The following is a 23,791-nucleotide window of genomic DNA, read 5'->3' on the forward strand; positions in this document are numbered from 1 at the left end:
CAACGTGGGATAGATTTCCGCCATGCTGCGTGTGGGAGTACTGGTCACCGAGCACACCCGCGTATTCGACTACGCCGTGGCCACCGAGGTCTGGGGACTCGACCGGACCGCCCGCGGCGTCCCCCCTTTCGAACTGCGCACCTGCGGCCCGCACGGCGCCACGGTGCCCATGCAGCCGGGCGTGACCTGCGTTCCCGATCTCGGTCTGGACGGCTTGGAAGCGTGCGACCTGGTCGTCGTACCCGGCGTTCAGTACCCCACAGAGCCCGTCCACCCGCACGTGCTCGCCGCTCTCCGCGCCGCCCACGCACGCGGCGCCACCGTCGCGTCCCTGTGCTCGGGCGCATTCCTGCTGGCGGCGGCCGGTCTGCTGAAGGGCCGCCGGGCAACCGCGCACTGGCTCGACGCCGAGGAACTCGCCTGCCGCTACCCCGATGTGACCGTGGACCCCAATGTCCTGTTCGTCGGGGACGGCGCCGTGTGGACCTCTGCGGGCGTGGCGGCGGGCATCGATCTGTGCCTGCACCTGGTCCGCCGCGATCACGGCGCCGCCGCCGCGGCCGAGATCGCCCGCACCATGGTCACCGCACCGTTCCGGCCCGGCGGGCAGGCGCAGTTCATCACCCGTCCCGTCCCCACCGGTGCCGGCCAGGCCGACGACCTGTCCGAGCTACGCGAACGAATCCTGAACGACCTGGCCCACCCATGGACCGTCACGGAGATGGCGAGCCTGGCCCGCATGTCCGAGCGCAGCTTCGCCCGCCGCTTCGTCCAGACGACCGGCGACACCCCTCTGCAATGGCTCCTGACCCAGCGCGTCCTGGCCGCCCAGCACCTCCTCGAGGTCAGCGACCTGCCCATCACCGCCATAGCCGGCCGCTGCGGTTTCGGCACACCCCTCACCATGCGCCACCACTTCACCCGCCACGTCGGCCTGCCACCCCGCGACTACCGCCGGGCCTTCGGCACCATCACTGATCACACCGGCGCCTCCGGCCCGCAGGTCTGAACGACACGCGGCCACCCGCCGGGTACGGTCAGTCGTCCTGTTCGGCGCGGCGTTCGGCGCCGGTCTCCTCGGCGTAGCCGACGTCCTGGCCCTGCACGCGGCCGACGAACGTCTCGTTCGGTGTGGTCCCGGTGGTGGTGCCCTGGTCCGGCTTTTCCGGGTCTGGCTCGCCGCCGACGTCGCGGCTGTTCGCCACGCCCTCGTCGAGTGGCACGTCCCGCTCCGGCTTCTTCGCACCCATTTCCCTGCTCCCTTCCGGTCGGTCAGCGGTTCGCGCGGAGGCCTCGGTAGGTGGCGGCCGTGACGACTCCGTACGCCAGGTGCGGCACGACGTCCGAGACCCACCCGGCGGCTCCCCAGGTGCGCGGGTCGGTGAGGCCCAGCGCGACGGCCGGTCCCTCGCTCGCCACGGACGCCGCCGCCCCGAGGGCCAGCGCGTCGGGCAGGGTCCTCCCGCGCGAGCGGATCAGGCCGTACGCGACGCCGACCCCGATGCCCACGCCGAATCCCAGCAGGGCGCCGAGGGCCTGACGGCGGTTGTCGGCGGTCTCGTCCTCGCCGAGCGACACGCCGGCGCGCTCGGTCGTCTTCTCGACCATCTGTTCCGGGACCTGGCTGCCCGAACGTCCTCGCAGGGCCATGTCGGCGTACGTGACCGCGTTCAGCGCGGCCGTACCCGCCGCGCCCGCCAACGCTCCGGAGAGCGGACCGTTCACGATGAGCCCCCCTCGTCGCTCTTCCCGTCGTGAAGAGCCCCTTTCCCGGGACGGGAGAGATATGCCGGTCTGCCGGAATGCCTGCTCGCCGGGAGGGTAGACGGGGGTCGTGACGATGACCGACGTGGAACTCTCGCGCAGCGATCTCGGGTGCGCGGGCATCCGGCGGATCCGCTGCGGCCGGGGCTTCCGCTACGTCGACGCGGACGGCGAGCCGGTGCGCGATCCGGAGACGCTCGCCCGGGTCAAGGCCCTGGTGATCCCGCCGGCCTGGGAGAACGTCTGGATCTGTCCCTACTCCGAGGGGCACATCCAGGCGGTCGGTACCGACACGGCGGGCCGCCGCCAGTACCGCTACCACGACCTGTGGCGCGAGCAGCGGGACCGGGAGAAACACGACCGGGTGCTGGAGTTCGGCCGGGTGCTGCCCCGCCTCCGCGAAAGGGTCGAGCGCGACCTGAGGGAGAAGGGACTGACCCGGCAGCGAGTGCTCGCCGCCGCCGTCCGCCTCATCGACCTGGGGTTCTTTCGCCCCGGCGGTGAGGAGTACGCGGCGGAGAACGGCACCTACGGTCTCGCGACGATCCGCAAGGAGCACGTCAGCCTGAGCGGAGACCAGATCATCTTCGACTACGTCGCCAAGGGTTCGAAACAGCGCGAACAGGCCGTCGCCGACGACGAGGTCTGCGCGGTCGTCCGCAGCCTCAAACGGCGCCGGAGCGGCGGGGAGGAACTCCTCGCCTACCGCAGCGGACCCCGCTGGCACGACGTCACGTCGACCGACATCAACGACCATCTGCGGGAGCTGTCCGGCGGGGAGTTCTCCGCCAAGGACTTCCGTACGTGGCACGCCACCGTCCTGGCCGCCGTCGGCCTCGCGGTGTCCGAGCGGGCCGCCGCGGCGAACGGAACCCGCAAGCGGGCCGTCGCCCGTGTCGTCCGGGAGGTCGCCGACTATCTCGGCAACACCCCCGCCGTCGCCCGCGCGTCGTACATCGACCCCCGGGTGATCGAGCTGTACGAGCGCGGCGTCACGATCGCCCCCATCCTCGGCCGGCTCGGCGAGAACGGCGACTTCGGCGACCTCGCCACGCGCGGCCCCGCCGAACGCGCCGTCCTCAAGCTGCTGACCGAGCACGGCTGACCGGACGGCGGGGCCCGCCGGCGATTTCCGAAGGAACCGTTCAGGCGAGGGCGGCGCGGTCGACCTCGGGGATCCACACGCGGTGGTCACCCGGGTCGGGGATGGACGGGACGGGCAGCGCGGCGAGCAGCCTGCGCAAGCGGGGATCCCGGTTCTCGCGGCGCCAGGTGACGGACCACAGGTGCATCACCACCGGCTCGATGATCGGGATCCGCCGCATCCGCGGGTCCTCCAGGTCCGTACCGGCCTCGCTGAGCATGACGGCGCGCCGCTCGCGCCGCATCTGCTTCCCGTAGTCGCGGACGCCGATCGCGGGCTCGGTGAACCGGACCGGAACGCCGAGTTCGTCGCGGAGGCGGCTCAGGTAGCCGCGCCATTCCTCGGCGCCGCCGGGGTCCGGCATCGCGATCCCCGCCGTCCGGAGGTCGGGCAGCCGCAGCACCGGCCGGTCGGCGAGGGGGTGTGCCTCGTCGACGAAGGCGTGCAGGGGCTCGAGGTGCACGGGTCGGTGGTCGAGGTCGGCGGGCCAAAAGCCGCCGACGTCGTGCACACGGCCGAACGCCGCGTCCAGTTCGCCGGTCCGCACCGCCGGCAGCGCGGTCGCCAGGCCCTGGCGCATCGTCGGCTCCACCCGGAGGCCCGGCGTACGCCCGGCGGCCTCCCGCAGGACCCGCAGCGGCGTGAAGCGCTCAGCGAACACCTCGACGCGCAGCGGGGCCGCCGTCTCGCGGACGGCGGCGACCGCGGTGTCGTACGCGGCGACGGCGTCCCGGGCGAGCGGCAGGAACCGCCGGCCGGCCGGGGTGAGCTCCACCCGGCGCGTGGTGCGGTCGAACAACGGCACTGCCAGGGCGTTCTCCAGTCGGCGGATGCGCTTGGACAGCGCCTGCTGGGTGAGGAAGAGCCGAGCGGCGGCCCGGCCGAAGTGCAGTTCGTCGGCGAGGAGGACGAACGCCCGCATGCCCTGGAGATCGGGTTCCACCCAAGAAACTCTCGATTGACAACCCCCGGCTGTCAAACGGCCACAGAAATTGTTGGACACGGTTTCTGAGCCGCCGGTTTCCTGACGCCATGACCGTTTCCCCGGAGACAATCCTCGAACCGACCCTTCGTACCGCCGAGGCTCCCGCCCCGCCCGCGACCGAGCAGGTGTTCCAGCGGCTGCTGCGCGAGCGCATCATCGTGCTCGGCCAGGAGGTGGACGACGAGATCGCGAACCGGATCTGCGCCGAGATGCTGCTGCTGTCGGCCGAGGACCGGAACCGCGACATCCACCTGTACATCAACTCGCCCGGCGGCTCGGTGACGGCCGGTATGGCGATCTACGACATCATGCAGTTCATCCCCAACGACGTGGCCACCCTGTCCATGGGCTTCACCGCCTCGATGGGACAGTTCCTGCTGTGCGCCGGGGCTCCGGGCAAGCGGTACGCCCTCCCGCACACCAGCATCCTCATGCACCAGCCGCTCGGCGGGATCCGCGGTGTGGCCACCGACATCGCGATTCAGGCCGAGCACATGCGCATGGTGAAACACCTCATGTTCCAGCGCATCGCCCTGCACACCGGACAGCCCGTCGAGCGGATCGAGGCCGACGCCGACCGCGACCGCTACTTCACCGCCGAGGAGGCCCGCGCGTGCGGTTTCGTCGACCACGTGGTGCACTCCGCCGACCAGGTGCTCCCCCGATGAGCGGCGCGCCGCCGGTGGTGACGAGGCCGGTCGGGTACCGGCACGGCTCCGACACGCTCGAAGGCGTGCTGATGACCAGTGAGGCGATCCCGGCCCCGGCGCCCACGGTCCTGATCCTCCACGGCGCGGAGGGCTTCAGCGACGCCCTGATCGAGATCGGCAGGGAGCGCGTCCTGCCGCAGGGCTACCAGGCGTTCGCCGTGGACCTGTTCGGCAAGGGCGTGAGCGCCTCCACGCCGGAGGAGTTCGACGCGCGCATGGGACCGTTCCTGGCGGACCGCGCGATGCTCGCGGACCGGCTGGCCACCGTGATCTCCGTCGTCGCCGGGCTGCCCGAGGTCGACGCCTCGCGCCTGGCCGCCATCGGGTTCTGCTTCGGGGGGCTGTGCGTGCTCGACATGGCCCGGGCCGGCCTGCCCGTCAGCGGGGTCGCCGCCTTCCACGGCGTGCTGACGCCTCCGCCCGACCGGCCCGTACGGCCGATCGACTGCGCGGTCGCCGTATACCACGGCTGGGACGACCCCTTCGCGCCGCCGGAGGACGTCGTGGCGCTCGCCGGCGAGCTGACCGAGGCCGGCGCCGACTGGCGGATCGAGGCGTTCGGCCACGCGAAGCACGCCTTCATGGCCCCGGTCGTGAACATGCCCGAGCGTGGGATCCAGTACGACGCCCGTACCGCCCGGCGCGCCTGGTCGGCGCTGGAGGGCTTCCTCGCCGAGTGTCTCTCCTGAACGCGTCCGCGTGGAGGTACGGCTCCGTCACAGGTAGAGGCCGAACTCCTCGGGCTCGGCCGCCGGGCGGGACGGCAGGTCCTCGGCGCGCAGGGTGACCAGGTCCGTTCGCGCGGGCCGGTCGAGACCGGTGACGCGCTGCGCCTGGCGTGCGATGGCGCTGTCGAGCAGGTTGCGCATGAACCGTCCGTTGCCGAACGACGGACCGCGCGCCGTACGACGGAGCATCGCCCGCAGCGCGTCGCCGACCTCGGGCGCGAGGACGAAACCGTCGTCCGCGGCCAGCCGCTCGAACACCGCGCACAGCTCGTCGTCGGTGTAGTCGTCGAAGTGCAACTGCTTGGCGAACCGCGAGTCGAGGCCCGGATTAGCGAGCAGGAAGTCCGCCATCTCCTGTTCGTAGCCGGCGACGATGACGACGAGGTCGTCCCGGTGATCCTCCATGAGTTTCACCAGCTCCGCGACGGCCTCGAGACCGAAGTCGCTCTTGAACGACGGCTGCGTGAGCGTGTACGCCTCGTCGATGAAGAGCACCCCGCCCAGCGCCCGCTCGACCAGCCGGCGGGTCCGCGGGGCGGTCTGGCCGATGTACTCCCCCACGAGGTGCGCCCGGGACGCCTCGACAAGGTGGCCCGAGGACAGCGTCCCGAGCTGCTTGTAGATCCGGGCCAGCAGCCGGGCCACCATGGTCTTGCCGGTGCCGGGGTTGCCGGTGAACACCATGTGCCGCGCCGGGGTGGTGCCCGGCAGTCCCTGCTCCCGGCGCAACCCCTCCGCGCGCGTCATCGCGATGAGGAGGCCGGTCTCCCGCTTGATCGTCTCCAGCCCGGTCAGGGCCTCCAGCTCGGCGAGGGGGTCGTCCTCGACACCGGCGGAGCCGAACGCGCGGGGCACGTCGGCGCGTTTGACGATGAGCTCGGCGTCCGGCTCCGTACGGCTCCGCGCGGCGGCCAGCGCACGGTCCGCCAGCTGGGAGACGAGGCGGGCGTTGCGGAGGGTCCGCGTCGGCGGCGTCGCCGCGAGCAGCTCACCGGCGGCGTCGCGGGCGCGTTTGTACGTTCGCACGCCCCGCCGGCGCACCTCGCGGTCGAACAGCTCGGCGTACTCCTCGACCGTGAACGGCCGGGTGCGGGCGACCCGGAACCGGCCCAGCAGGGCCGGATCGGCGTCGCGGATCCGCTCGATCCCGGCCTCGCCGCACAGCGCGACCAGGTGGAGGTCCGGGTGGACGGTCAGGAGGCGGTGCAGCTCGCTGATCATCTCCTGGCCGTTGCCGACCTCGCCGGCGAACTCGTCCAGGCCGTCGATCACCAGCAGCCGTTCCCCGGCGGCGTCGCGGACCTCGGCGTGCAGTCTGGCGGCCGCCTCGTACAGGGGCCGGCCCGCGAACACGGTGTGGGTCAGCCAGAGCGGTTCGCGGGGCAGCCGCAGCGCCGTGGCCAGTTCGTCGACGGCGAGGCGCCGGCCGGTGCCCTCCGGCCCGGCCAGGAGCACACGCACGGTCTCGCTGTCCTCGGTGACCTCCTGGAGCAGTTCGACGACCTCGGGCTGGCCCACGAGCCCGGTGGCCACATCGGCGGACGCGGCGCTCTCCGCCCGGGCCGCGGGCCGGTCCTCCCGGCCGGTCGCGAGCTTGGCCGCGAGCGGGTTGACGACGCGGCGGCGCGGGGCGTAGAGGCGACGCAGGTCACGCTGGAAATCGTCGATCGGCGTGTGGTCCCGGCTTCCGCTGCGCTGCGGCTCGCCGGGCAGGCCCTGCGCGCACGCCACCATCCGGGTCGCCATGTCGAGCCAGGCCCGGCAGGCGTCGGCGGCGCCCGCGACCAGCGCCTCGGCCAGCCAGAGCCGGATCTCCTCCTGCCACACGGTGGCCCGGAACCCGCTCCGCTCCCGCCGGAACCGCGCGGACACCTCCTTGTACAGGTCGTCGTCGAGTACGGCGGCCAGCTCGACGGGCACCCGCTCCAGACCGCACTGCAACAGCAGCCGGCTCAGGTGGGTTCCGATGAGACGGCTGCGCGGCACCACCCCGGCCAGGTGGTCGGTCGCCGCGCGGAACCCGGACCACACCCACTCCAGGTAGCCGACCGGCCCGGCCAGCTCGGGGACCTCCGCGAGGATCTCGTCGTCGGCGTGCGCGGCCCACCGCGCGCGGAGTTCGCTCTTCGTCAGGTTCGCGTCGCAGTCGGGCGGAGCGTCGTACAGCCGCAGCAACGCGCGCCGCCTGCCCTCGAGCGGCTCGATCCCCTCCAGCACGGCCAGGCAGTCACGGGCGAGCCGGAGCGCGAGTTCCCGGTCCGGCACCTCGATCAGCCAGTCGATCGGCGGCCGCCAGAGGTTGGTCGAGGTGTTCCACCAGGTGTTCGAGGTGGTGAGCTGGGCCGGGTCGCTGAGGTGCCGGCGGAGCAGGCGGTCGGTCAACTGGCACTGGGAGCCCCCGCGGATCGCGCTCACGCCGGGCAGGAAGCCGATGATCTGATACAGGTCCGCGGCGACCAACGAGGCGGGCAGTGTCAGCAGCTTGTGATCATCGGTCGTCAGGTCCGCGCAGCGTGGATCGGCCAGCAGCGCGTCGATCCGATCGGCGATCTCCGCGAAGAGCCCGTCGGGCACCCGCCACGGGCCGTAGGCGTAGACGTCGAGGACCGGCTCGTCCGTGAGCAGCAGTTCCAGATGCTCCGGCAGCCCCACCGCGTTCCCCCCATCACCCGTACGAATCGGACATCAGCCTACGGCGAGTGGATCACCGGTGGGGTCGATGTCGGATCCCGGGTGCAGGATGGCCCCATGTGCAGAAGCATCAAGACGCTGCGGCCACCCGCCATCGAAGAGGTCACCGACGACGACATCCGGGCGGCGGCGCTGCAGTACGTCCGTAAGGTGTCGGGTTTCCGGCGCCCGGCAGCGCACAACCAGGCCGTCTTCGACCGGGCGGTCGAAGAGGTGACCCGGGCGACCGCCGTCCTGCTGGCCGACCTCGAGGTCCGGGGCAGCCGGTCGGGCACCTGACCTGGCCCTTCGCGGTCCCCAGGGAATTCTGTCAGGACTCGTGCGGTCGGGCGATACGCAGCCGCCGCTCGGTCATGATCACGTTACCTGACCGCAAACCGCCGGAAACGGAGAACTGGCTATATTTCGGAGGGTTATGGACTGACCAGAAATCAGGTATCAAACGTGCACGTACTGCTCGTGGGTCCCGCTTCCTCCGGACAGCTGTATCCCCAGGCCGCGCGGCGGCTGGGGATGCGCGTCACCGTCATCACGACCGGTCGCGACGTCTACGCGCTGCCGGACGACGTCCGGGAGTTCATCGACGACATCCGGTTCGTCGGCACGCTGTCCGCGGCCGAGCTCCGGGCCACGTCCCGGCAGGTCCACCGGGAGCGCCCGGTCCACGCCGTGGTGGCCGGGGACGAGTTCACCGTCCCGGCCACGGCCACGATCGCGGCGGATCTCGGAGTCGACGGCATCGACCCGGCCGACGCCCAGGTGGTCCGCGACAAGTCGGCCATGCGGGCGCGACTGCACGCGGCCGGGGTGCGGGCACCGGCCTTCGTCGTCGCCTCCTCCCCTGCGGAGGCCGCCGACGCGGGCGAGACGGTCGGATTCCCCTGTGTCATCAAGCCGTCCGGGATGGTGGGCACCATCGGCGTCCGGCGGGCCGACAGCCGGGAGGATCTGATCGACGGCTACCGGCGGATCGCGGACGAGACGCTGCCGGTGGCCGGGCGGCTCCCCGACTCGACCGTCGTCGTCGAGCAGTACCTCCGCGGCCAGGAGTTCTCCGCGGAGGGATACGTCCGGCAGGGGCAGGCCACCATCCTGGCCATCACCGAGAAGTGCCTCGGGCCGGAGCCGTACTTCCAGCAGCAGGGCCACATCGTCCGTCCCGCGCAGGACGTGCCGGGCCACGAGGCCGTGGCCGACCACCTGGAGCAGGTCACCAAGGCCCTCGGCCTCACGACGGGCGCGTTCCACGCCGAGTACCGGGTCACCGACGAGGGGCCGACCCTCATCGAGATCGGGGCTCGCATGGCCGGGGACCACATCGCCGAGATGGTGGAGACCGTCACCGGCCTGTCCCTCGCGCAGGCGTCGCTCGCCGCGGCGGCCGGTGTGCCGTGCCCCGCTCCGGCGACCCCCGCGGCGGCGGTCGCCGGCATCCACTTCGTCACCGAACCGCGCCTCGCCGGACGTAGCCACACCGGGCTTCGCGGCTGGGAGGAGGCGCTGCGCCTGCCGGGGGTGCACGACGCGCGGATCGCCATCCCCGCCGGGCGGCCCATCCCCGATCGCCAGGACATGCGGTCGCGGATCGGCCACCTGATGTTCACCGCCGCCACCTACGACGACGCCGTACGACTGCGGCGGACGCTCGCCGATCGGATCAGCGTTGTCGGCTGAGCCCGGCGGAACGATGACGGCCTCGGACGTGCACGTCCCGGCGCCGGCCGACGGGACCGAGGGGGCCGGGGCGTCGCCACGGGCGCTGTACGGATCCATCATCGTGCGCGCCGCGAACCGCCTCGCCACGGAGACGCTCTCCTACGCGATCCCCTTGCTGATCTTCGACGCCACCCACAGCATGGCCTGGTCCGGGCTGGTGCTGGCCCTCGAATGGACGCCGCGCCTGATCGGCATTCCGATCGCGGGCCCGCTGGTGGACCGCTTCGGATCGCGCGCCTGCCTCCTCACCGCGGAGGCCGCCCGGACCGCCCTGCTGACCTGCGCGCTCGTCGGCCTCCTCGCCGGTTCGACCGCCTGGGCCCTTCTCGTCGTCGTCGCCTTCGCCGCCGGTACCTTCGGCCAGGCCTCCTACATCGCCGTCGAGAAGCTCGGCGTGGAGATCAACGGCTCGAAGTCGCTGGCGTGGACGCAGTCCGCGCAGGCCGGGATCGACCAGACGGCGCTCATCGCGGGCCCGTTCGTCGCCGGAGCCCTCGTGGGTCTCGGCGACGTCTGGGTGCTGACGGGCGTGCTGGCGCTGGTGTTGATCAGCATGGCGCTGTGCCGTGGGCTTCCCGAGCGGCCGCCGGGCGAGCGGGTCCGGCGTTCGGCGTGGGCCGAGCTGACGGCCGGCCTGCGCGGGGTGGCGCGCCACCGGGCGCTGATCCCCATCGTCGCCGCCACCGCGGCCTTCAACCTCCTCGCCGCGACGATCCTCGGGATGACACCGGCGATCGTGGAGGACCGCTTCGGCCGGCCGGCCTCGTACGCCGGCGCCGTCTGGACGCTGGGGGCCGCGGCGTCCCTGGTCGTGATCGTGATCATGACCAGGGTCGCCTCCCGGACGGGGATCCTGAAGATCGGGCTCGTCAGCGGCCTGATCGCGTGCGCGGCGGCCGCGGGCGCCGGGTCGGCGTCCGGCTACGCCGCCTACCTCACGTGGGCGTGCCTGTTCCTGGCGGCCGAAGGAGCGTTCGCCTGTTTCCTGCGGATAGCCCGGGCCCGGGTCATTCCGGTGGAGGAGTTCGGCGTCACCGTCTCGGCGGTCGTCCTCCTCATCCTGATCCCCTATCCCCTCGCGGGCGTCCTCGTCGCGGTGACCCCGTTGCGGAACGCGCCCGAGGTCCTCGCTCTCTGCGCCGTCGTCTGCCTCGCGGTCACCGTCCTCAGCTTCTCCCGGCTGCGCCGCCACTCTCTGTGAGGCGGACGGCCGCTCGGCTCAGCCGTAGAGGCGCTTGGCGTAGTCCGGGCCGTAGTAGCGCTCGAGCTCCTCGAACGTCTCCTCGGTGTGCTGGACGTCCTTGATGAGCCGCGCGTGCGAGGGGAGGACGTCCGGGTCCCAGGTCTCGGGCTTCCACAGCGCCGAGCGGAGGAGCGCCTTGGGACAGTGGAAGAAGATCTGCTCGATCTCCACGACGAGAGCCAGCTGGGGCCGGTGGCCCTTGACGACCATCTCGTCGAAGAAGGGCGCCTCGCGCACCACCCGGGCGCGGCCGTTGATGCGCAGCGTCTCGCGCCGACCGGGGATGATGTAGACGAGGCCGGCGTGCGGGTTGGCCAGGACGTTGCGGAACCCGTCCGCGCGCCGGTTCCCGGGCCGGTCCGGGATGGCGATCGTCACATCGTCGATGACGTGGGTGAAGCCGGGCGGGTCGCCCTTCGGGGAGACGTCGCAGGCTCCGGTCGCGTCGGCGGTCGCGATGAGGCAGAAGGGCGAGGCCGCCAGCCACTCCCGGTCCCGCTGGTGCAGCCGGACCCGTTCCTTGGACGCCGCGCGCGGCATCGGCTCGCCGAGCAGCTCCCGCAGTTCCTCCTCGGAGGTGACCTCCGTGAACGCCATCAGATCCGCCATACCGCCTCCCCTGGACGATCAAGAGGACTCTCAGCCTAGACCCGGCCACTCGCCCGATCCATGCGCTTATTCGCCGGTCTGCCGGGAGGTCGGTCGGGGTTGGTTGGTCGGGGGTGAACCGCTGCCGTGTCCGGCGGGCGGCGCGACAACGACGGCGGATGCCTGCACAATGCTTCCCGAAGCTCAGTGAGAGGTCGGGTCAGAGATCGTGTCGACGACGATTCACCAGAAGATCGCCGAAGAGCTCGGCGTGCGCGAGCGGCAGGTTCAGGTCGCCGTCGAGCTGCTCGACGGCGGTGCCACCGTGCCGTTCATCGCTCGGTACCGGAAGGAGGCGACCGGCACGCTCGACGACGAACAGTTGCGCACGCTCGAAGAGCGGCTGCGCTACCTGCGGGAGCTGGACGAGCGGCGCGCGGCGATCCTGGAGTCGATCGAGTCGCAGGGCAAGCTCGACGACGCCCTCCGCGCGCAGATCATGGCCGCCGAGACCAAGGCCCGGCTCGAGGACATCTACCTCCCCTACAAGCCGAAGCGGCGGACGAAGGCGCAGATCGCCCGTGAGGCGGGGCTCGAGCCGCTCGCCGACGCGCTGCTCGCCGATCCGAGCCTCGACCCGCAGGCGGAGGCGGCGTCGTACACCAACGCGGACCTCGACGTCGCCGCGGCGCTGGACGGCGCCCGCGCGATCCTCGTCGAGCGGTTCGCCGAGGACGCCGACCTCATCGGCGACCTGCGCGAGCGCGTCTGGTCGCGCGGCCGCATGGTCGCGAAGGTACGCCAGGGCAAGGAGGAGGCCGGCGCGAAGTTCTCCGACTACTTCGACTTCGCCGAGCCGCTGTCGGAGCTGCCCTCGCACCGGGTCCTGGCGCTGCTCCGTGGGGAGAAGGAGGACGTCCTCGACCTCACGATGGAGCCCGACGCCGAGGAGCCCGACCCCGCGCGGCCGAACCCGTACGAGCTGGCCATCGCGCACCGTTTCGAGGTTCCGACGAGCGCACGGTGGCTGATGGACACCGTCCGCTGGGCCTGGCGGACCCGCGTCCTCGTCCACCTCGACCTGGATCTGCGGCTGCGGCTGCGCCAGGAGGCCGAGGACGAGGCGGTCCGGGTGTTCGCCACGAACCTGCGCGACCTGCTGCTGGCCGCGCCCGCCGGCAGCCGTACGACGATGGGCCTGGACCCGGGGTTCCGCACCGGCGTGAAGGTCGCGGTCGTCGACAACACCGGCAAGGTGGTCGCGACCGACACCATCTACCCGCACAAGCCGCACGGCCGCTGGAAGGACGCCCTCGACAGCCTGGGACGCCTCGTCGCAAAGCACAACGTCGACCTGGTCGCGATCGGCAACGGCACCGCCTCCCGCGAGACCGACCAGCTCGCGGCCGACCTGATCAAGCAGCATCCCAAGGTCACCAAGATCGTGGTCTCCGAGGCGGGCGCGTCGGTCTACTCGGCCTCGCCGTACGCCTCGCGCGAGCTGCCCGACCTGGACGTCTCGCTGCGCGGCGCGGTCTCGATCGCCCGCCGGCTCCAGGACCCGCTCGCCGAGCTCGTCAAGATCGACCCCAAGTCGATCGGCGTGGGGCAGTACCAGCACGACGTCTCCGAGGTGAAGCTGTCCCGGTCGCTCGACGCGGTCGTCGAGGACTGTGTGAACGCCGTCGGCGTCGACGTCAACACCGCGTCGGTCCCCCTGCTGACCCGCGTGTCGGGCATCGGCTCCGGGCTCGCCGAGAACATCGTGACCCACCGCGACGCCAACGGCCCATTCCGCACCCGTGACGCGCTCAAGAGCGTCCCCCGGCTCGGCCCGAAGGCGTTCGAGCAGTGCGCGGGCTTCCTGCGCATCCAGGACGGCGACGACCCGCTGGACAGCTCCGCCGTGCACCCGGAGGCGTACCCGGTCGTGCGGCGCATCCTGAGCACGAGCGGCGGCGACCTCAAGTCGCTGATCGGCAACAGCACCGCCCTGCGATCGCTGAGGCCGCAGGACTTCGTCGACGACACGTTCGGCCTGCCGACGGTCACCGACATCCTCAAGGAGCTGGACAAACCGGGCCGCGACCCGCGCCCGGCGTTCAAGACCGCGACGTTCAAGGAGGGCGTCGACAAGGTCGCCGACCTCCAGCCCGGCATGATCCTCGAGGGCGTCGTCACGAACGTCGCGGCCTTCGGTGCGTTCGTCGACATCGGCGTCCACCAGGACGGTCTCGTCCACGTGTCCGCGATGTCCCGGACGTTCGTCAAGGACCCGCGCGACGTGGTCAAGTCCGGCGACGTCGTACGCGTGAAGGTCCTCGACATCGACATCCCGCGCAACCGGATCTCGCTCACCCTCCGCCTCGAGGACGACGCCGAGCGCCGCCCGCAGGGCGGCGGTCGTCGGGAGGGCGGAAACCGCGAGGGCGGAAACCGGCAGGGCGGCCGCCGCGACGGCGGCGACCGCACGGGCGGCCGGCAGCGCCGCGACCGCGGCGGCTCCGGCGGCGGAGGCGGCGGAGGCGCGATGGCCGACGCTTTGCGCCGCGCGGGCCTCGACAAGGGCCTCGGCGGCCGCTGAGCCGAGATCACTGGCGGTCGCCGCCTGTCGTGACGCGGCGACCGCCAGTGATCAGACCGGGCGGGCGGGCGGTGCGGGGCGTTCGTCACCAGGCGAGAAGGCCCCAGTACACCGCCCACGGGATGAAGATCGCTCCTGCCGTCACCACCATGGCGATGCGAACCCGGCCGCCGGCCGCCGGCGTACGCCGGTTCCGCCAGGCGGAGACGGCGGTGACGACCGTGGCGACGGCGACGATGACGGCGAGGAGCTGGAGGACCAGCCAGGAGAGCGGGCGACCGGCGAGGACCGGGTCGCCCAGCCGCCCGCTGGTCGCGAAGACCGCGAGCGTGAACAGGAGGGTTCCGGCGACGGTCACCAGACCCGTCGCCGCGAGCAGGCGGGCCGGTCGGCGGGCCGGGACCGCCGCGGTGCGCCCGAGGATCCGGCGCACGATCCCGGTGACCGGGTATCCGGCGAACGCCAGCAGAAAGAACGCGATCGCGGCCCACTGAAGGCCGTTGGCCTCGTACCAGGCGCCGTTCGACGGGGCACGGCTGGTGAGCGCCTGCCGTGGGGGCGCGGCGGCGCTGGACAGCGGCGGGTGACCGGCGGCGACCTGGTGGATCCACGCCGTCATCGTGTCCGCGTAGCCGGGCGCGAGGGCGCCCAGCGGGTGACCACCCAGCAGCGGGCCGCCGAGATTCTCGAATCCGTCACTCGTACGGTGGCCGTTGTGGCCGGCGCCGGCGACGAACCGGATGGTCACGTGGTCGTTCCCCGCGCGGGCGAGGACGCGTTGGAAGATCTGCGCGCTCTCCCGTGGCGGCACCTGGGTGTCATGCTCGCCCCACAGCGCGAGCACCGGCTGCCGCAGGCGCTGGAGCACGGGCACCGGGTCGTACCCGCCCGCCGGGAACAGGCCCGCGCCGTCGACGAGGTGCGCCGCCGGCCCCGTGATCGTGTCGAGGAGTGATCCGGAGACGTGGTCATGCCGCAGATGCACGGCGAGGTACCAGGTCTGCGTGCGAAGCGGCGTGTAGCCGGGGCCGCCGATCGTGATCAGGAACGCGACGTCCGAGGACCGTGACGCGGCCAGCGGCAATACCCAGCCGCCCTCACTGAACCCCCACAACCCGACCTTCGCCGGGTCGACGCCGGGACTGGCCTGGAGCGTCCGTACGCCGGCGAGCGCGTCGGCGGCCAGGAGGGAGAAGTCGCGGTGCATCTTGGAATAGCCGATGGTCCGCTTGTCGTAGACGAGCGTGGCGACCCCGCCACGGGCGAACGCCTCGGCCTCCTGCGCGTACTCCTGCCGGGGCCCTGGACCCGAGCCGCCCACCAGGACGATGCCCGGAACGCGACCCGTGGTCCTGCTCGGCGCGACGACCGTCCCGTGCAGGACCAGGCCGCCGCCGCCGCGGAAGGAGACGTCGGTGCGGGTCAGACCGTCGCGGGCGGCGCCCGGTGCGGCGGCGTACGCGGCGTGGGTCGGCGTCACCGGCGACGGCGCGAGCGCGAGCGCGAACGACGGCACCAGCAGGCCGATCGCCCACCCGACCGCGCGGACGCGGCGGGATTTGAACGAGAGCAGCATGACGTGCTCTCCTTTCTCTGGGATTCGGGTACGCGAAGACACGCCCACATGGGCGTGGTGACACGGAGTCCGCACACCGGGTCGCCGAGTTGCCGCTCGGCGGCCCGGGTCATTCCGCGGAGCCCGCCTCGGGTTCGGTGGCGGCCGCCTCGGGGATGCCGAGCAGCCGGAAATGCACCGCGCGTGCGCCGGGGGGCGTCTCCTCCGCCGACCGGGAGAAGCGGTAGACCAGCGCGATGTACTCCTCGAAGAACTCCTTCACCTCATCGAGCGTGAGACGAACGGTGGCGCGGGAGAACAGGAACGCGTCCGCCCACTCGCCCAGCGCCTCATGGTCGTCCGCGAAGCGCGAGAACAGCTCGACGAACTCCGCGACGTTGTGCCGCGCCATCTCCGAGAGCGCCTCGCGCATCTCCGGCGTCTGGCGGCTGTAGGGCGGGAACCGGCGGTCGCCGGGCACGGCACGCCACCAGCGTTCCCGTCCCTTGGACAGCTCGGGAACCTCCTCGATGAACCCGTGCTTGGCGAGCTGCCTGAGGTGGTAACTGGTCGCCCCGGTGCTCTCGCCTAGCGCCTGGGCGAGGGTCGTGGAGTTCACCGGCCCGTCACGCAGGCACTGCTCGATCTTTCGCCGCAGCGGGTGCGCGAGCAGCCGGAGCGCCGCCACGTCGCTGATCTCCTGAGCCGGAGGACGATCTGCCACCCTCAGATCATAAACAGTTGCAAAGCTCCTTTGCAAAGCCTCTTTGCAACTCGGGATCACTGGCGGTCGCTGCGTTCTGACCACAGCGACCGCCAGTGATCATGTGGCCGTTCCGCTGAGGCGTTTCCACAGGCCGGCCACGTGCGCGTCCAGGACGTCGGCGGCGTTCTCGGCGGTGAGGTGACCGATCAGCACGTGGGTGGTGAGGCCGTCCGCGAGGGCGAGCAGGGCGCGGGCCTCTTGCTGGGGGTCGACTGGCGCACTGCCGCCGTCGCCGGGCGGGTCGCTCTCGGCGGCCTCCGCGATGAGGTGGGCGAACAGGTCCTGGAGGGCCGCGTAACTGATCCTCAGAGTGGTCGCGAGCGGTGCGCTCACGGCGGCCTGGGCGACGAACGCCAGCCACACCCGCGCCTCGGCGCGGTGGTCCCGGCGCAGGAGCGCGATCTCAGTCGCCGCGTACCCCAGGGCGGTCGCGGCCGACTGCGACGGGCTGCCTTTCAGTCGCGTCCGCACGCGTTCGGTGATCCGCTCGCCGATGTGGCCGACCGCGAACAGGAGCATTTCCTCCTTGCTGCCGAAGCAGCGCTGAACGGCACCCATGGAGACCTGCGCACGGTCGGCGACGTCCCGCAGGGTCACGCCCTCCAGTCCGCGTTCATCCGCGAGACCGCAGACGGCCTCGGCGATGCGACGTCGCCGGCTCTCGTGATCCACCTGCCTGGGCACCCCGGCCGCCCCTTTCCGATGCGCTTGTATCGGTTCCAGGCTACAGTTCCGATGCGAGCGCATCGGAACGTGGAGAGGAACGGAAGAGCCGTGCAGGACGCCGTATGGAAGATGACGGCCGCCGAACAGGCGGCGGCGGTTCGCGACGGGGACGTGTCGGCGATCGAACTGATCGACGGTCACCTGGCGCGCATCGCCGAGATCAACCCGCGCGTCAACGCGGTGACGCAGCTCCTGGCCGAGCGTGCCCGGGAGGCCGCGGCGAGGATCGACCGGCGGCGCGCCGCGGGCGAAGAACTGGGCCCCCTGGCGGGCGTGCCGTTCACGGTGAAGGAGACCACCGCCATCGAGGGCGTGCCGACCACGTTCGGAACGCCGCGTTTCCGGGATCTGATCGCACCGGCCGACGCGCCTCCCGTGGCACGGCTGCGCGCGGCCGGAGCCATACCGATCGGGCACAGCAACGTACCCACCATGATCCTCGCGGGCATGCACACCCGCAGCGAACTGTTCGGCGACACCGTCAACCCGTGGGACGCCGGCCGCACCCCGGGAGGTTCGAGCGGCGGCGACGGGGTGGCCGTCGCCACCGGGATGGCCGCCCTCGGCCTCGGCAACGACTCCGGTGGATCGGTGCGGATTCCGGCCTCCTTCTGCGGCGTGGCAGCGCTGAAGCCGACCACCGGGCGATTTCCGGCCGACCATCGCGTCATCGGCCCGGACGACCCCGGGCCGGCCTCCCAGATGCTGGTCACCGACGGGCCCCTGGCCCGAAGGATCATCGACCTGCGGCTCGCGTACGAGGTCCTGGCCGGGACCGATCCGCAGGACCCCCGAGCCGTGCCCGCACCTCTTTACGGTGCGCCCCTTCGGACGCCGATCAAGGTCGCGGCCGTCGCCGATCCCGGCGGGCACGGCGTGCACCCCACGGTTCGCGGGGCCATCACAGCCGCCGCCGACGCGCTGCGGGACGCCGGATACGACGTGCGGGAGGTGGCGGACGTACCGCGACTGGATGAGACGCTCGAGGCGTACGGCCGGATCACCGTGACCGAGTTCGCCCCCACCTGGCCGGTGGTGCGGACACTGCTCGGCGAAGGAGGAGACCGCTACATCGAGATGGCGATGGAGCGGACTCCGCCCGCGAGTGCCGCGGAGTTGGTGAAACTGATGGGTTCCTGGCTGAACATCCGCCGGTCCTGGTCCGAGTTCCTCCACGAGTACCCGCTGCTGGTCGGACCGGTGTTCACCGAGCCGCCCGTCGAGCCGGGGCTGGAGTCACGCGACCGGGCGGGACGCGATCGGGTCGGGGCGGGCATGCGCCTGTGCACGGTGACCAGCTTCGTGGGCGTACCCGGGGTGGCCGTACCGACCGGAGTGACCGACGGGCTCCCGTCGGGCGTGCAGATCGTCGGCCGGGCGTTCCGTGAGGACCTGTGCCTGGCCGCCGCCCAGGAGATCGAGGACCGCCTCGGAGTGCTCACGCCGATCGACCCGCGACCATGAGCCCGTGCGCGCACCGCTTCGCGCCGCGCGGCCCCGGGAGCGGCTGAGGCGCGCCGCCAAGCCAAGATCCCTGGCGGCCACTGCGTTCTATCCGCAGCGATCGCCAGTGATCACTGCGCTCCTCAGGCGGGAAGCCTCGGCACGCCGGTGAGCCCCACGACCTGCCATCCGCCCTTCCGCTGCTCGGCCGAGCACTGGAACGCGTAGCCCCCCAGCGCGGTCGGCGCCCCCGGCGGACCCGGGGACCGGAAGACGGCGGCCACCGAACCCTGGACCGTCGCACGGCCGTGACCGGCGTCGACGTTCACCCGTTCCCCGGAGAACTCCGCCCGGAACTCCTTCAGCCGGTCCTGGACGGCCCGCTCGCACGCGGCCTTGACCTGCCCCGGCCGGTCGTCCCGCCCCTCGTGACCACTGCCACAACCGGCCGCCACCACGGCGACGAGCAGCCCCAGCCCCGCCACCGAGAAGCACCTGGATTCCCTCATATCCGTGATCATGCCGACGATCGATCGCCGGTGAGCCCCCGTGGCCGCTGTGGGTCAGCGGTCGGTGAAGTCCTGGGGGACCATGACGCGCAGGGCGTTGGGGCGGATGTGGATGCGGAGCGGGGTGCGGCCGCGGATCTCGCCGTCCACGTCGAGCGGCAGGGCGGGGTCGGTCTCCAGATGCAGGTCGCCGGTGGTGAGGAACGGCTCGTCGTCCACGCTGAGGTAGGACCCGGCGAGGGCGTGCCGGACCGCGGAGCCGACCAGGTGCAGGCGGCTGCCCGCGCCGAAGCGGTAGGCCAGCAGCAGCCGGTCGTCGATGTCGGCGTCACGGGCGATGCGGCGGCCGCCGTGGAACGCGCCGTTCGCGATGTTGAGCTGGTGGGTCTCGAACTCCAGCTTCGTGTCGCCGGCGATGATGCGGGCCTGGAAGGGCCGGTGGCCGCGGAGCGCGGCCAGCGCGGTCAGCGGGTACGCGCTGCGGCCGAGGTGCCGCTTGAGGCGGTGCGGCACCCGGCCCGCGACCTGCACGGACACGCCCAGGCTGACCATGTTCGTGAAGGCGTCCGGGCCGGCCTGGCCGAGGTCGACGTCGGCGACCTTGCCCGATCCGAGCGTCGCGAGCGCGCCGTCGAGGTCGCCGGACCAGCCGACGCTGCGGGCGAAGTTGTTGGTGGTGCCGACGGGCAGCACGCCGAGCGCCAGGTCGAGACCTGCCACGCGCTTGCCGGCGGTGCTCAGCGTGCCGTCGCCGCCGGCGGCGATGAGCAGGTCCGGCCCTTCGGCGATCGCCTCGTCCAGGGCCCGCGCCAGGCGCTCCGGCCGCCGTACGTTGATCACCCGGGCCACCGCGATGCCCTGCTCGGCCAGCCGCCGTGGGGCGTGCTCGAGCAGGGCCGCACCGGTACGGGCCCGGGCGTTGATGACGAGGACGGCCGGGCCGCCGCTCCTGATGGCGGCGGTCAGGTCGGCTTTGCTGCGCATGCTCCTCGTGATACCAATCGCTGGTCGTTTTTAACGTTCCTTTACGCTCGTCAGTCTTCGGCGGCCCGCAGCCGGGCCGGGGCGCGCCGCCGGGCGTACAGGCTCGTAGCGGTCACCGTCAGCAGCGTTCCGACGATGACGGCGAGGGACAACGGCGTGGGGACCTCCGGGACCTGCGGCCAGGGGCCATGTGCCCAGTGCAGCACGAGCTTGACGCCGATGAACGCCAGGATGACGGCTAGCCCGTAGCCCAGGTGGACGAGCTTGCTCAGCGTGCTCTGCAGGACGAAGTACAACGCCCGCAGCCCGAAGAGGGAGAAGGCGTTCGCCGTGAAGACGAGGTACGGGTCCTGGGTGATGCCGTAGACGGCGGGGATGGAGTCGACGGCGAACACCACGTCGGCGGCGAACACGGCCACGACGACGAGAGCGAACGGGGTCAGCGCCCGCCGGCCGCCCTGCCGGGCGAACATCCGCGGCCCCTGGTAGTCGTCGGTCACCGGCATCAGGCGGCGCAGGAGGCGGACCGAGCGCAGCGAGGACACCTCGACGCCGTGGTCCGCGCCCTTGACCGCGTCCTTGAGGATCTTCCCGGCGGTGACCAGCAGCACGGCGCCGAACAGCAGGAACGCCCAGTCGACCGCCTGCAGCGCCGCCGCCCCGATCGCGATGAAGATCGCACGCAGCACGAGGGCGCCCGCGATGCCGTAGAGCAGGACGCGCTGGGTCAGCGCCGTCGGCACCGCGAAGGCGGCGAGGAGCAGCATGAAGATGAACAGGTTGTCCACGGACAGCGACTTCTCGACCAGGTAGCCGGTGAAGTACTCCGTCCCGGTCGACGCCCCGAACCACTTCCAGGCGAAGACACCGAACAGGAAGGGCAGCGCGATGTAGAAGCACGACCACGCCAGCGACTCACGCAGCGAGGGAGTGTGCGGGCGGCGGGTCATGATCAGGTCGACCGCGAACAACGCGATGACCCCGGCGATGGTGATCGCCCACAACAGCGGTGATGCGACGGATCCGGACATGGAAACTCCCGGCACGTTGAATCGGCCGAGGTCTCCTTCACCCGCCGTCACGCGGCGGACCGCCGCCCGGGGACCCCATGGGAGGTCCGTCCTGACCGGGTGGGCGCTGGGAAGTACTCCCCTCAAAACCCACCATAGCCAGTCGGACCGCCCGGAGGCGAACGGTCAGGCCCGTCGCGTCAGTGGTGAGTGCCGCTGGAGGAAGCCGGCGACCACGGCGGCGATCGGCTGGGGCGCCTGAAGGTTCAGCAGGTGGTTCGCGCCGGGGATGTCGGCGTCGGCGCACTGGGTGAAGCGCTGATGCAGGAACTGCCGGCCTTCCTCGAAGAAGGGCCCGCTCCGGGTGCCCAGCACCGACAGCACCGGGCCCTGCACGGCGGCGGCGCGTGTCTCGTCCAGCGTCCAGGCGGTGAGGGACGGCGCCTCGGCCCGGTAGAAGAGCTCGGTGTCGCGCACCGCCAGGTCAAGGGCGTCCGGCCCGGCGGTCGAGACCAGTTCCCGCCAGTCCGGGCCCCCGAGGCCGGCGAATGTCGCACTCGCGGCGCCGGCCATGTCACCGGCGGCGTAGAGGCTCATGACGGGTTCCATGCCCGCCCTGAACGTGGTCCACGATGGCACCTCGGTCAGGATCGGTTCGAGCAGTGCCAGGCTTCGCACGCGAGCGGGCGCCGACAGCGCGGCCTCAATCGCGATCACGCCACCGTAGGAGTAGCCCAGCAGGTGCGCGGACGGCAGGCCGAGGGCGTCGAGCAGGCCGAGGGCGTCGGCGGCCTGCTGCCCGACGCTGATGGGCAGGGCTCGTCCGCCGCTGCCCGCCATCCCACGCCGGTGGTATCGCACGAGTTGCAGGTGCGGGGCCTGGGCGGCCAGCGCGGCCGCCAGCGGCGCGAGCCCCGTGGCGAGGTTGGAACCGTGGATGAGCAGCAGCGGCTCACCGTGGCCGATCAGCTCGTACTCGATCTCGATGTCGTTGACAGGTGCTGTCTGCATGATGTCTCCCCAGGGCGGGTTCGATCTCGTGCGGTCTCCTGCCGCGCGCCGGCTCAGGGCGCGGCGCGCGGCAGGCGGTCATCGGTCGCCGTGTCCGATCACTCGCCGGGGAGCTTGGCGGCGATGACGTCGACGTGCTCGATGGAGGGCGACCCGGCGAACAGCTCCGCCTTGCGCAGCGCATCGCCGTGGGCCTCCAGGTGAGCCTGACGGTCGGCCTCGTCGACGAAGGCGTCGAAGACGGCGAACGTCGTGGGCCCGAGGCGCAGCGCGGACCAGATGACAGCCAGCCCCTCCTGCCGCACGTGCTCCACGGCCGACTTCAGCAGAGCCTCGACCTCCGGCACCTTGTCCGGCTTGGCCTCGACGCGGATGAGCAGTCCTGTAGTGACCATCTGTGGCTCCTCCTACTTTTGTAGCGATCGTTCGAGAAGTACCGTAACGCACATCTCTAGCGATCGCTATAGAATGGGAGGCGTGAAAACGGGACGGCCCCGGTCGTTCGACCGCGACAGAGCCCTCGAGGGCGCCATCGCCGTGTTCTGGGAGCACGGCTACGACGCGACCTCGATCGCCATGCTCACCAAGGCGCTCGGCATCGGCGCGCCCAGCCTCTACGCGGCCTTCGGCGATAAGCGGGCCCTGTTCCTCGAGGCGCTCGACCGCTACATCCGCACCTACGGCGCCTTCACCGAACGCGCGCTGGCCGAGGAGCCGAACGCCTACGACGCCGTCGAACGCCTGCTACGCGAGGCGGCGGCCGCCTACACCAGGCCCGACCGCCCACGCGGCTGCCTCCTGATCACCGCGGCGACCAACTGTGCACCCCAGTCCGCCGACATCGTGGCCCGGCTGCGCGGCCTCCGCGCCATGGGCGTCCGCGCACTCGAAGCCAAGATCGACGCTGCCACGCGCTCGGGAAGACTCCCCGCCCACACCGACGCTCATGTGCTGGCGACCTTCTACTCGGCCGTCCTCCAGGGCATGTCCGCCCAGGCGCGTGACGGCGCCACGACGAGCGACCTGGAGCAGGTCGCCGAGACGGCCCTCCGCGCCTGGCCGTCGGCCGCCGACCAGAGGACCGGCGACAGTGGCCTCGCGGCACCGAAATGAAGGCCCGCCCGCCTTCATCCGGTGCACAGGGAAACGGCCGGAAACAGCGCCGCCCGCGCCGGCTGAAGCTTCGGTGCGGGCGGCGTGGGGGTCAGTTGGAGCTGCGGATCCAGCCAGATCTAACCAGCCGGCCGAATCGTGGCGAATTTCGCGCGCATGGACGGGCCGAGATGGTCAACCAGCCCATATCCGGGCTGGTGCGGCCAGGGCAGGTAGAAGAGGAACGAGGCGACTACCTGGTTCACCTCGCGGACATCGAGTCGAAGCTGCTCCTCCAGGAATCGCAGGGTGACCCGCCAGTCCGTCTCGTCCCCTCCGAGGAACGACGAGACAGTCTCCCGGACCACTTCCCAGAAGAACACGATGGACAAGACGCCGCCTTCGTTGAAGACGTGTGCGTCATACAGATCCTCGAAGCCGGGCACAGCGGCCACGAAGTCCTTCACCAACTGAACATCTCGCTCCACGTGACCACCCTGGCCGTCAGAATAGATCGCCTCCTGCACCCGGCGAGCCCACCG

General features: G+C 71.7%; 24 protein-coding genes. 10 read left to right on the forward strand and 14 right to left on the reverse strand.

All coding sequences use genetic code 11. From position 1 onward, the window contains the following. Positions 1 to 22: 22 nt before the first annotated feature. A complete protein-coding gene (locus tag ABD978_RS26740) occupies positions 23 to 1,009 on the forward strand; it encodes a GlxA family transcriptional regulator (RefSeq protein ID WP_345360210.1) in 987 nt (328 codons plus the stop codon). A 28-nt stretch (positions 1,010 to 1,037) separates the two neighbouring features. Here ABD978_RS26740 and ABD978_RS26745 read toward each other — a convergent pair whose 3' ends face one another. Both ABD978_RS26745 and ABD978_RS26750 read right to left on the reverse strand, forming a co-directional pair. After that, positions 1,038 to 1,250: a hypothetical protein gene (locus ABD978_RS26745; protein WP_345360213.1), complete on the reverse strand. Its 213-nt coding sequence runs from the start codon at positions 1,248 to 1,250 to the stop codon at positions 1,038 to 1,040. A 22-nt stretch (positions 1,251 to 1,272) separates the two neighbouring features. Beyond that, complete coding sequence (locus ABD978_RS26750) at positions 1,273 to 1,725, reverse strand: hypothetical protein (RefSeq protein ID WP_345360216.1); 453 nt, start codon at positions 1,723 to 1,725, stop codon at positions 1,273 to 1,275. A gap of 115 nt (positions 1,726 to 1,840) precedes the next feature. On the opposite strand from ABD978_RS26750, the gene ABD978_RS26755 reads away from it, so the two are divergent. Then, positions 1,841 to 2,869: a DNA topoisomerase IB gene (locus ABD978_RS26755; protein ID WP_345360547.1), complete on the forward strand. Its 1,029-nt coding sequence runs from the start codon at positions 1,841 to 1,843 to the stop codon at positions 2,867 to 2,869. 40 nt (positions 2,870 to 2,909) lie between these two features. Here the strand turns inward: ABD978_RS26755 and ABD978_RS26760 are convergent, their stop codons facing one another. Beyond that, a complete protein-coding gene (locus ABD978_RS26760; protein WP_345360219.1) occupies positions 2,910 to 3,851 on the reverse strand; it encodes a LysR family transcriptional regulator in 942 nt (313 codons plus the stop codon). Positions 3,852 to 3,940: 89 nt separating this feature from the next. Between ABD978_RS26760 and ABD978_RS26765 the strand changes: the two genes are divergently transcribed. Both ABD978_RS26765 and ABD978_RS26770 read left to right on the forward strand, forming a co-directional pair. Further along, the gene (locus ABD978_RS26765; RefSeq protein WP_345360222.1) at positions 3,941 to 4,561 is read left to right on the forward strand and encodes an ATP-dependent Clp protease proteolytic subunit; all 621 of its coding nucleotides are present in this window, start codon (positions 3,941 to 3,943) and stop codon (positions 4,559 to 4,561) included. Next, a complete protein-coding gene (locus ABD978_RS26770; protein WP_345360225.1) occupies positions 4,558 to 5,292 on the forward strand; it encodes a dienelactone hydrolase family protein in 735 nt (244 codons plus the stop codon). Before ABD978_RS26765 ends, ABD978_RS26770 begins: the two co-directional genes overlap by 4 nt. A 27-nt stretch (positions 5,293 to 5,319) precedes the next feature. Here ABD978_RS26770 and ABD978_RS26775 read toward each other — a convergent pair whose 3' ends face one another. Next, positions 5,320 to 7,983, reverse strand: a complete 2,664-nt coding sequence (locus ABD978_RS26775) for an AAA family ATPase (protein WP_345360228.1) — start codon at positions 7,981 to 7,983, stop codon at positions 5,320 to 5,322. A 96-nt stretch (positions 7,984 to 8,079) separates the two neighbouring features. Here ABD978_RS26775 and ABD978_RS26780 point away from each other — a divergent pair, with 96 nt between their 5' ends. From ABD978_RS26780 to ABD978_RS26790, 3 genes are all read left to right on the forward strand, one after another. Then, positions 8,080 to 8,301: a DUF2277 domain-containing protein gene (locus ABD978_RS26780; RefSeq protein ID WP_345360231.1), complete on the forward strand. Its 222-nt coding sequence runs from the start codon at positions 8,080 to 8,082 to the stop codon at positions 8,299 to 8,301. A 165-nt stretch (positions 8,302 to 8,466) separates the two neighbouring features. Beyond that, on the forward strand, positions 8,467 to 9,696 hold the full coding sequence (locus tag ABD978_RS26785) for an ATP-grasp domain-containing protein (protein ID WP_345360234.1): 1,230 nt from the start codon (positions 8,467 to 8,469) through the stop codon (positions 9,694 to 9,696). Between the two features lie 13 nt (positions 9,697 to 9,709). Next, a complete protein-coding gene (locus ABD978_RS26790; RefSeq protein ID WP_345360237.1) occupies positions 9,710 to 10,939 on the forward strand; it encodes an MFS transporter in 1,230 nt (409 codons plus the stop codon). A gap of 18 nt (positions 10,940 to 10,957) precedes the next feature. On the opposite strand, the gene ABD978_RS26795 is transcribed toward ABD978_RS26790, so the two are convergent. Further along, the gene (locus tag ABD978_RS26795) at positions 10,958 to 11,590 is read right to left on the reverse strand and encodes a pyridoxamine 5'-phosphate oxidase family protein (RefSeq protein ID WP_345360240.1); all 633 of its coding nucleotides are present in this window, start codon (positions 11,588 to 11,590) and stop codon (positions 10,958 to 10,960) included. A gap of 208 nt (positions 11,591 to 11,798) precedes the next feature. Between ABD978_RS26795 and ABD978_RS26800 the strand changes: the two genes are divergently transcribed. Then, positions 11,799 to 14,153, forward strand: a complete 2,355-nt coding sequence (locus ABD978_RS26800; RefSeq protein ID WP_345360243.1) for a Tex family protein — start codon at positions 11,799 to 11,801, stop codon at positions 14,151 to 14,153. Positions 14,154 to 14,238: 85 nt separating this feature from the next. Here the strand turns inward: ABD978_RS26800 and ABD978_RS26805 are convergent, their stop codons facing one another. The 3 genes from ABD978_RS26805 to ABD978_RS26815 form a co-directional block, all read right to left on the reverse strand. After that, positions 14,239 to 15,729 carry an alpha/beta hydrolase family protein gene (locus ABD978_RS26805; RefSeq protein WP_345360246.1) on the reverse strand — a complete coding sequence of 497 codons (1,491 nt, stop codon included), beginning with the start codon at positions 15,727 to 15,729 and terminating at the stop codon, positions 14,239 to 14,241. A 109-nt stretch (positions 15,730 to 15,838) separates the two neighbouring features. Next, complete coding sequence (locus ABD978_RS26810; protein WP_345360249.1) at positions 15,839 to 16,432, reverse strand: ArsR/SmtB family transcription factor; 594 nt, start codon at positions 16,430 to 16,432, stop codon at positions 15,839 to 15,841. A 99-nt stretch (positions 16,433 to 16,531) separates the two neighbouring features. Next, positions 16,532 to 17,158 carry a TetR/AcrR family transcriptional regulator gene (locus ABD978_RS26815; RefSeq protein ID WP_345360252.1) on the reverse strand — a complete coding sequence of 209 codons (627 nt, stop codon included), beginning with the start codon at positions 17,156 to 17,158 and terminating at the stop codon, positions 16,532 to 16,534. Between the two features lie 90 nt (positions 17,159 to 17,248). On the opposite strand from ABD978_RS26815, the gene ABD978_RS26820 reads away from it, so the two are divergent. Beyond that, a complete protein-coding gene (locus tag ABD978_RS26820; RefSeq protein WP_345360255.1) occupies positions 17,249 to 18,664 on the forward strand; it encodes an amidase in 1,416 nt (471 codons plus the stop codon). A 122-nt stretch (positions 18,665 to 18,786) separates the two neighbouring features. Here ABD978_RS26820 and ABD978_RS26825 read toward each other — a convergent pair whose 3' ends face one another. The 5 genes from ABD978_RS26825 to ABD978_RS26845 form a co-directional block, all read right to left on the reverse strand. Further along, complete coding sequence (locus ABD978_RS26825) at positions 18,787 to 19,152, reverse strand: hypothetical protein (RefSeq protein ID WP_345360257.1); 366 nt, start codon at positions 19,150 to 19,152, stop codon at positions 18,787 to 18,789. A gap of 54 nt (positions 19,153 to 19,206) precedes the next feature. After that, on the reverse strand, positions 19,207 to 20,136 hold the full coding sequence (locus ABD978_RS26830) for a diacylglycerol/lipid kinase family protein (protein ID WP_345360260.1): 930 nt from the start codon (positions 20,134 to 20,136) through the stop codon (positions 19,207 to 19,209). A 50-nt stretch (positions 20,137 to 20,186) separates the two neighbouring features. Next, positions 20,187 to 21,167 carry a TerC/Alx family metal homeostasis membrane protein gene (locus ABD978_RS26835; RefSeq protein ID WP_345360265.1) on the reverse strand — a complete coding sequence of 327 codons (981 nt, stop codon included), beginning with the start codon at positions 21,165 to 21,167 and terminating at the stop codon, positions 20,187 to 20,189. A gap of 165 nt (positions 21,168 to 21,332) precedes the next feature. Continuing rightward, positions 21,333 to 22,157 carry an alpha/beta fold hydrolase gene (locus tag ABD978_RS26840; protein WP_345360268.1) on the reverse strand — a complete coding sequence of 275 codons (825 nt, stop codon included), beginning with the start codon at positions 22,155 to 22,157 and terminating at the stop codon, positions 21,333 to 21,335. Positions 22,158 to 22,255: 98 nt separating this feature from the next. Continuing rightward, positions 22,256 to 22,552, reverse strand: coding sequence for a putative quinol monooxygenase (locus ABD978_RS26845; RefSeq protein ID WP_345360271.1), 297 nt, complete (start codon positions 22,550 to 22,552; stop codon positions 22,256 to 22,258). An 82-nt stretch (positions 22,553 to 22,634) separates the two neighbouring features. Here ABD978_RS26845 and ABD978_RS26850 point away from each other — a divergent pair, with 82 nt between their 5' ends. Next, complete coding sequence (locus ABD978_RS26850) at positions 22,635 to 23,270, forward strand: TetR/AcrR family transcriptional regulator (RefSeq protein ID WP_345360274.1); 636 nt, start codon at positions 22,635 to 22,637, stop codon at positions 23,268 to 23,270. Between the two features lie 119 nt (positions 23,271 to 23,389). On the opposite strand, the gene ABD978_RS26855 is transcribed toward ABD978_RS26850, so the two are convergent. Then, positions 23,390 to 23,776, reverse strand: coding sequence for a hypothetical protein (locus ABD978_RS26855; protein ID WP_345360277.1), 387 nt, complete (start codon positions 23,774 to 23,776; stop codon positions 23,390 to 23,392). Between the last annotated feature and the right edge of the window lie 15 nt (positions 23,777 to 23,791).

The organism is Actinoallomurus liliacearum, from assembly GCF_039542035.1.
Classification (GTDB): domain Bacteria; phylum Actinomycetota; class Actinomycetes; order Streptosporangiales; family Streptosporangiaceae; genus Actinoallomurus; species Actinoallomurus liliacearum.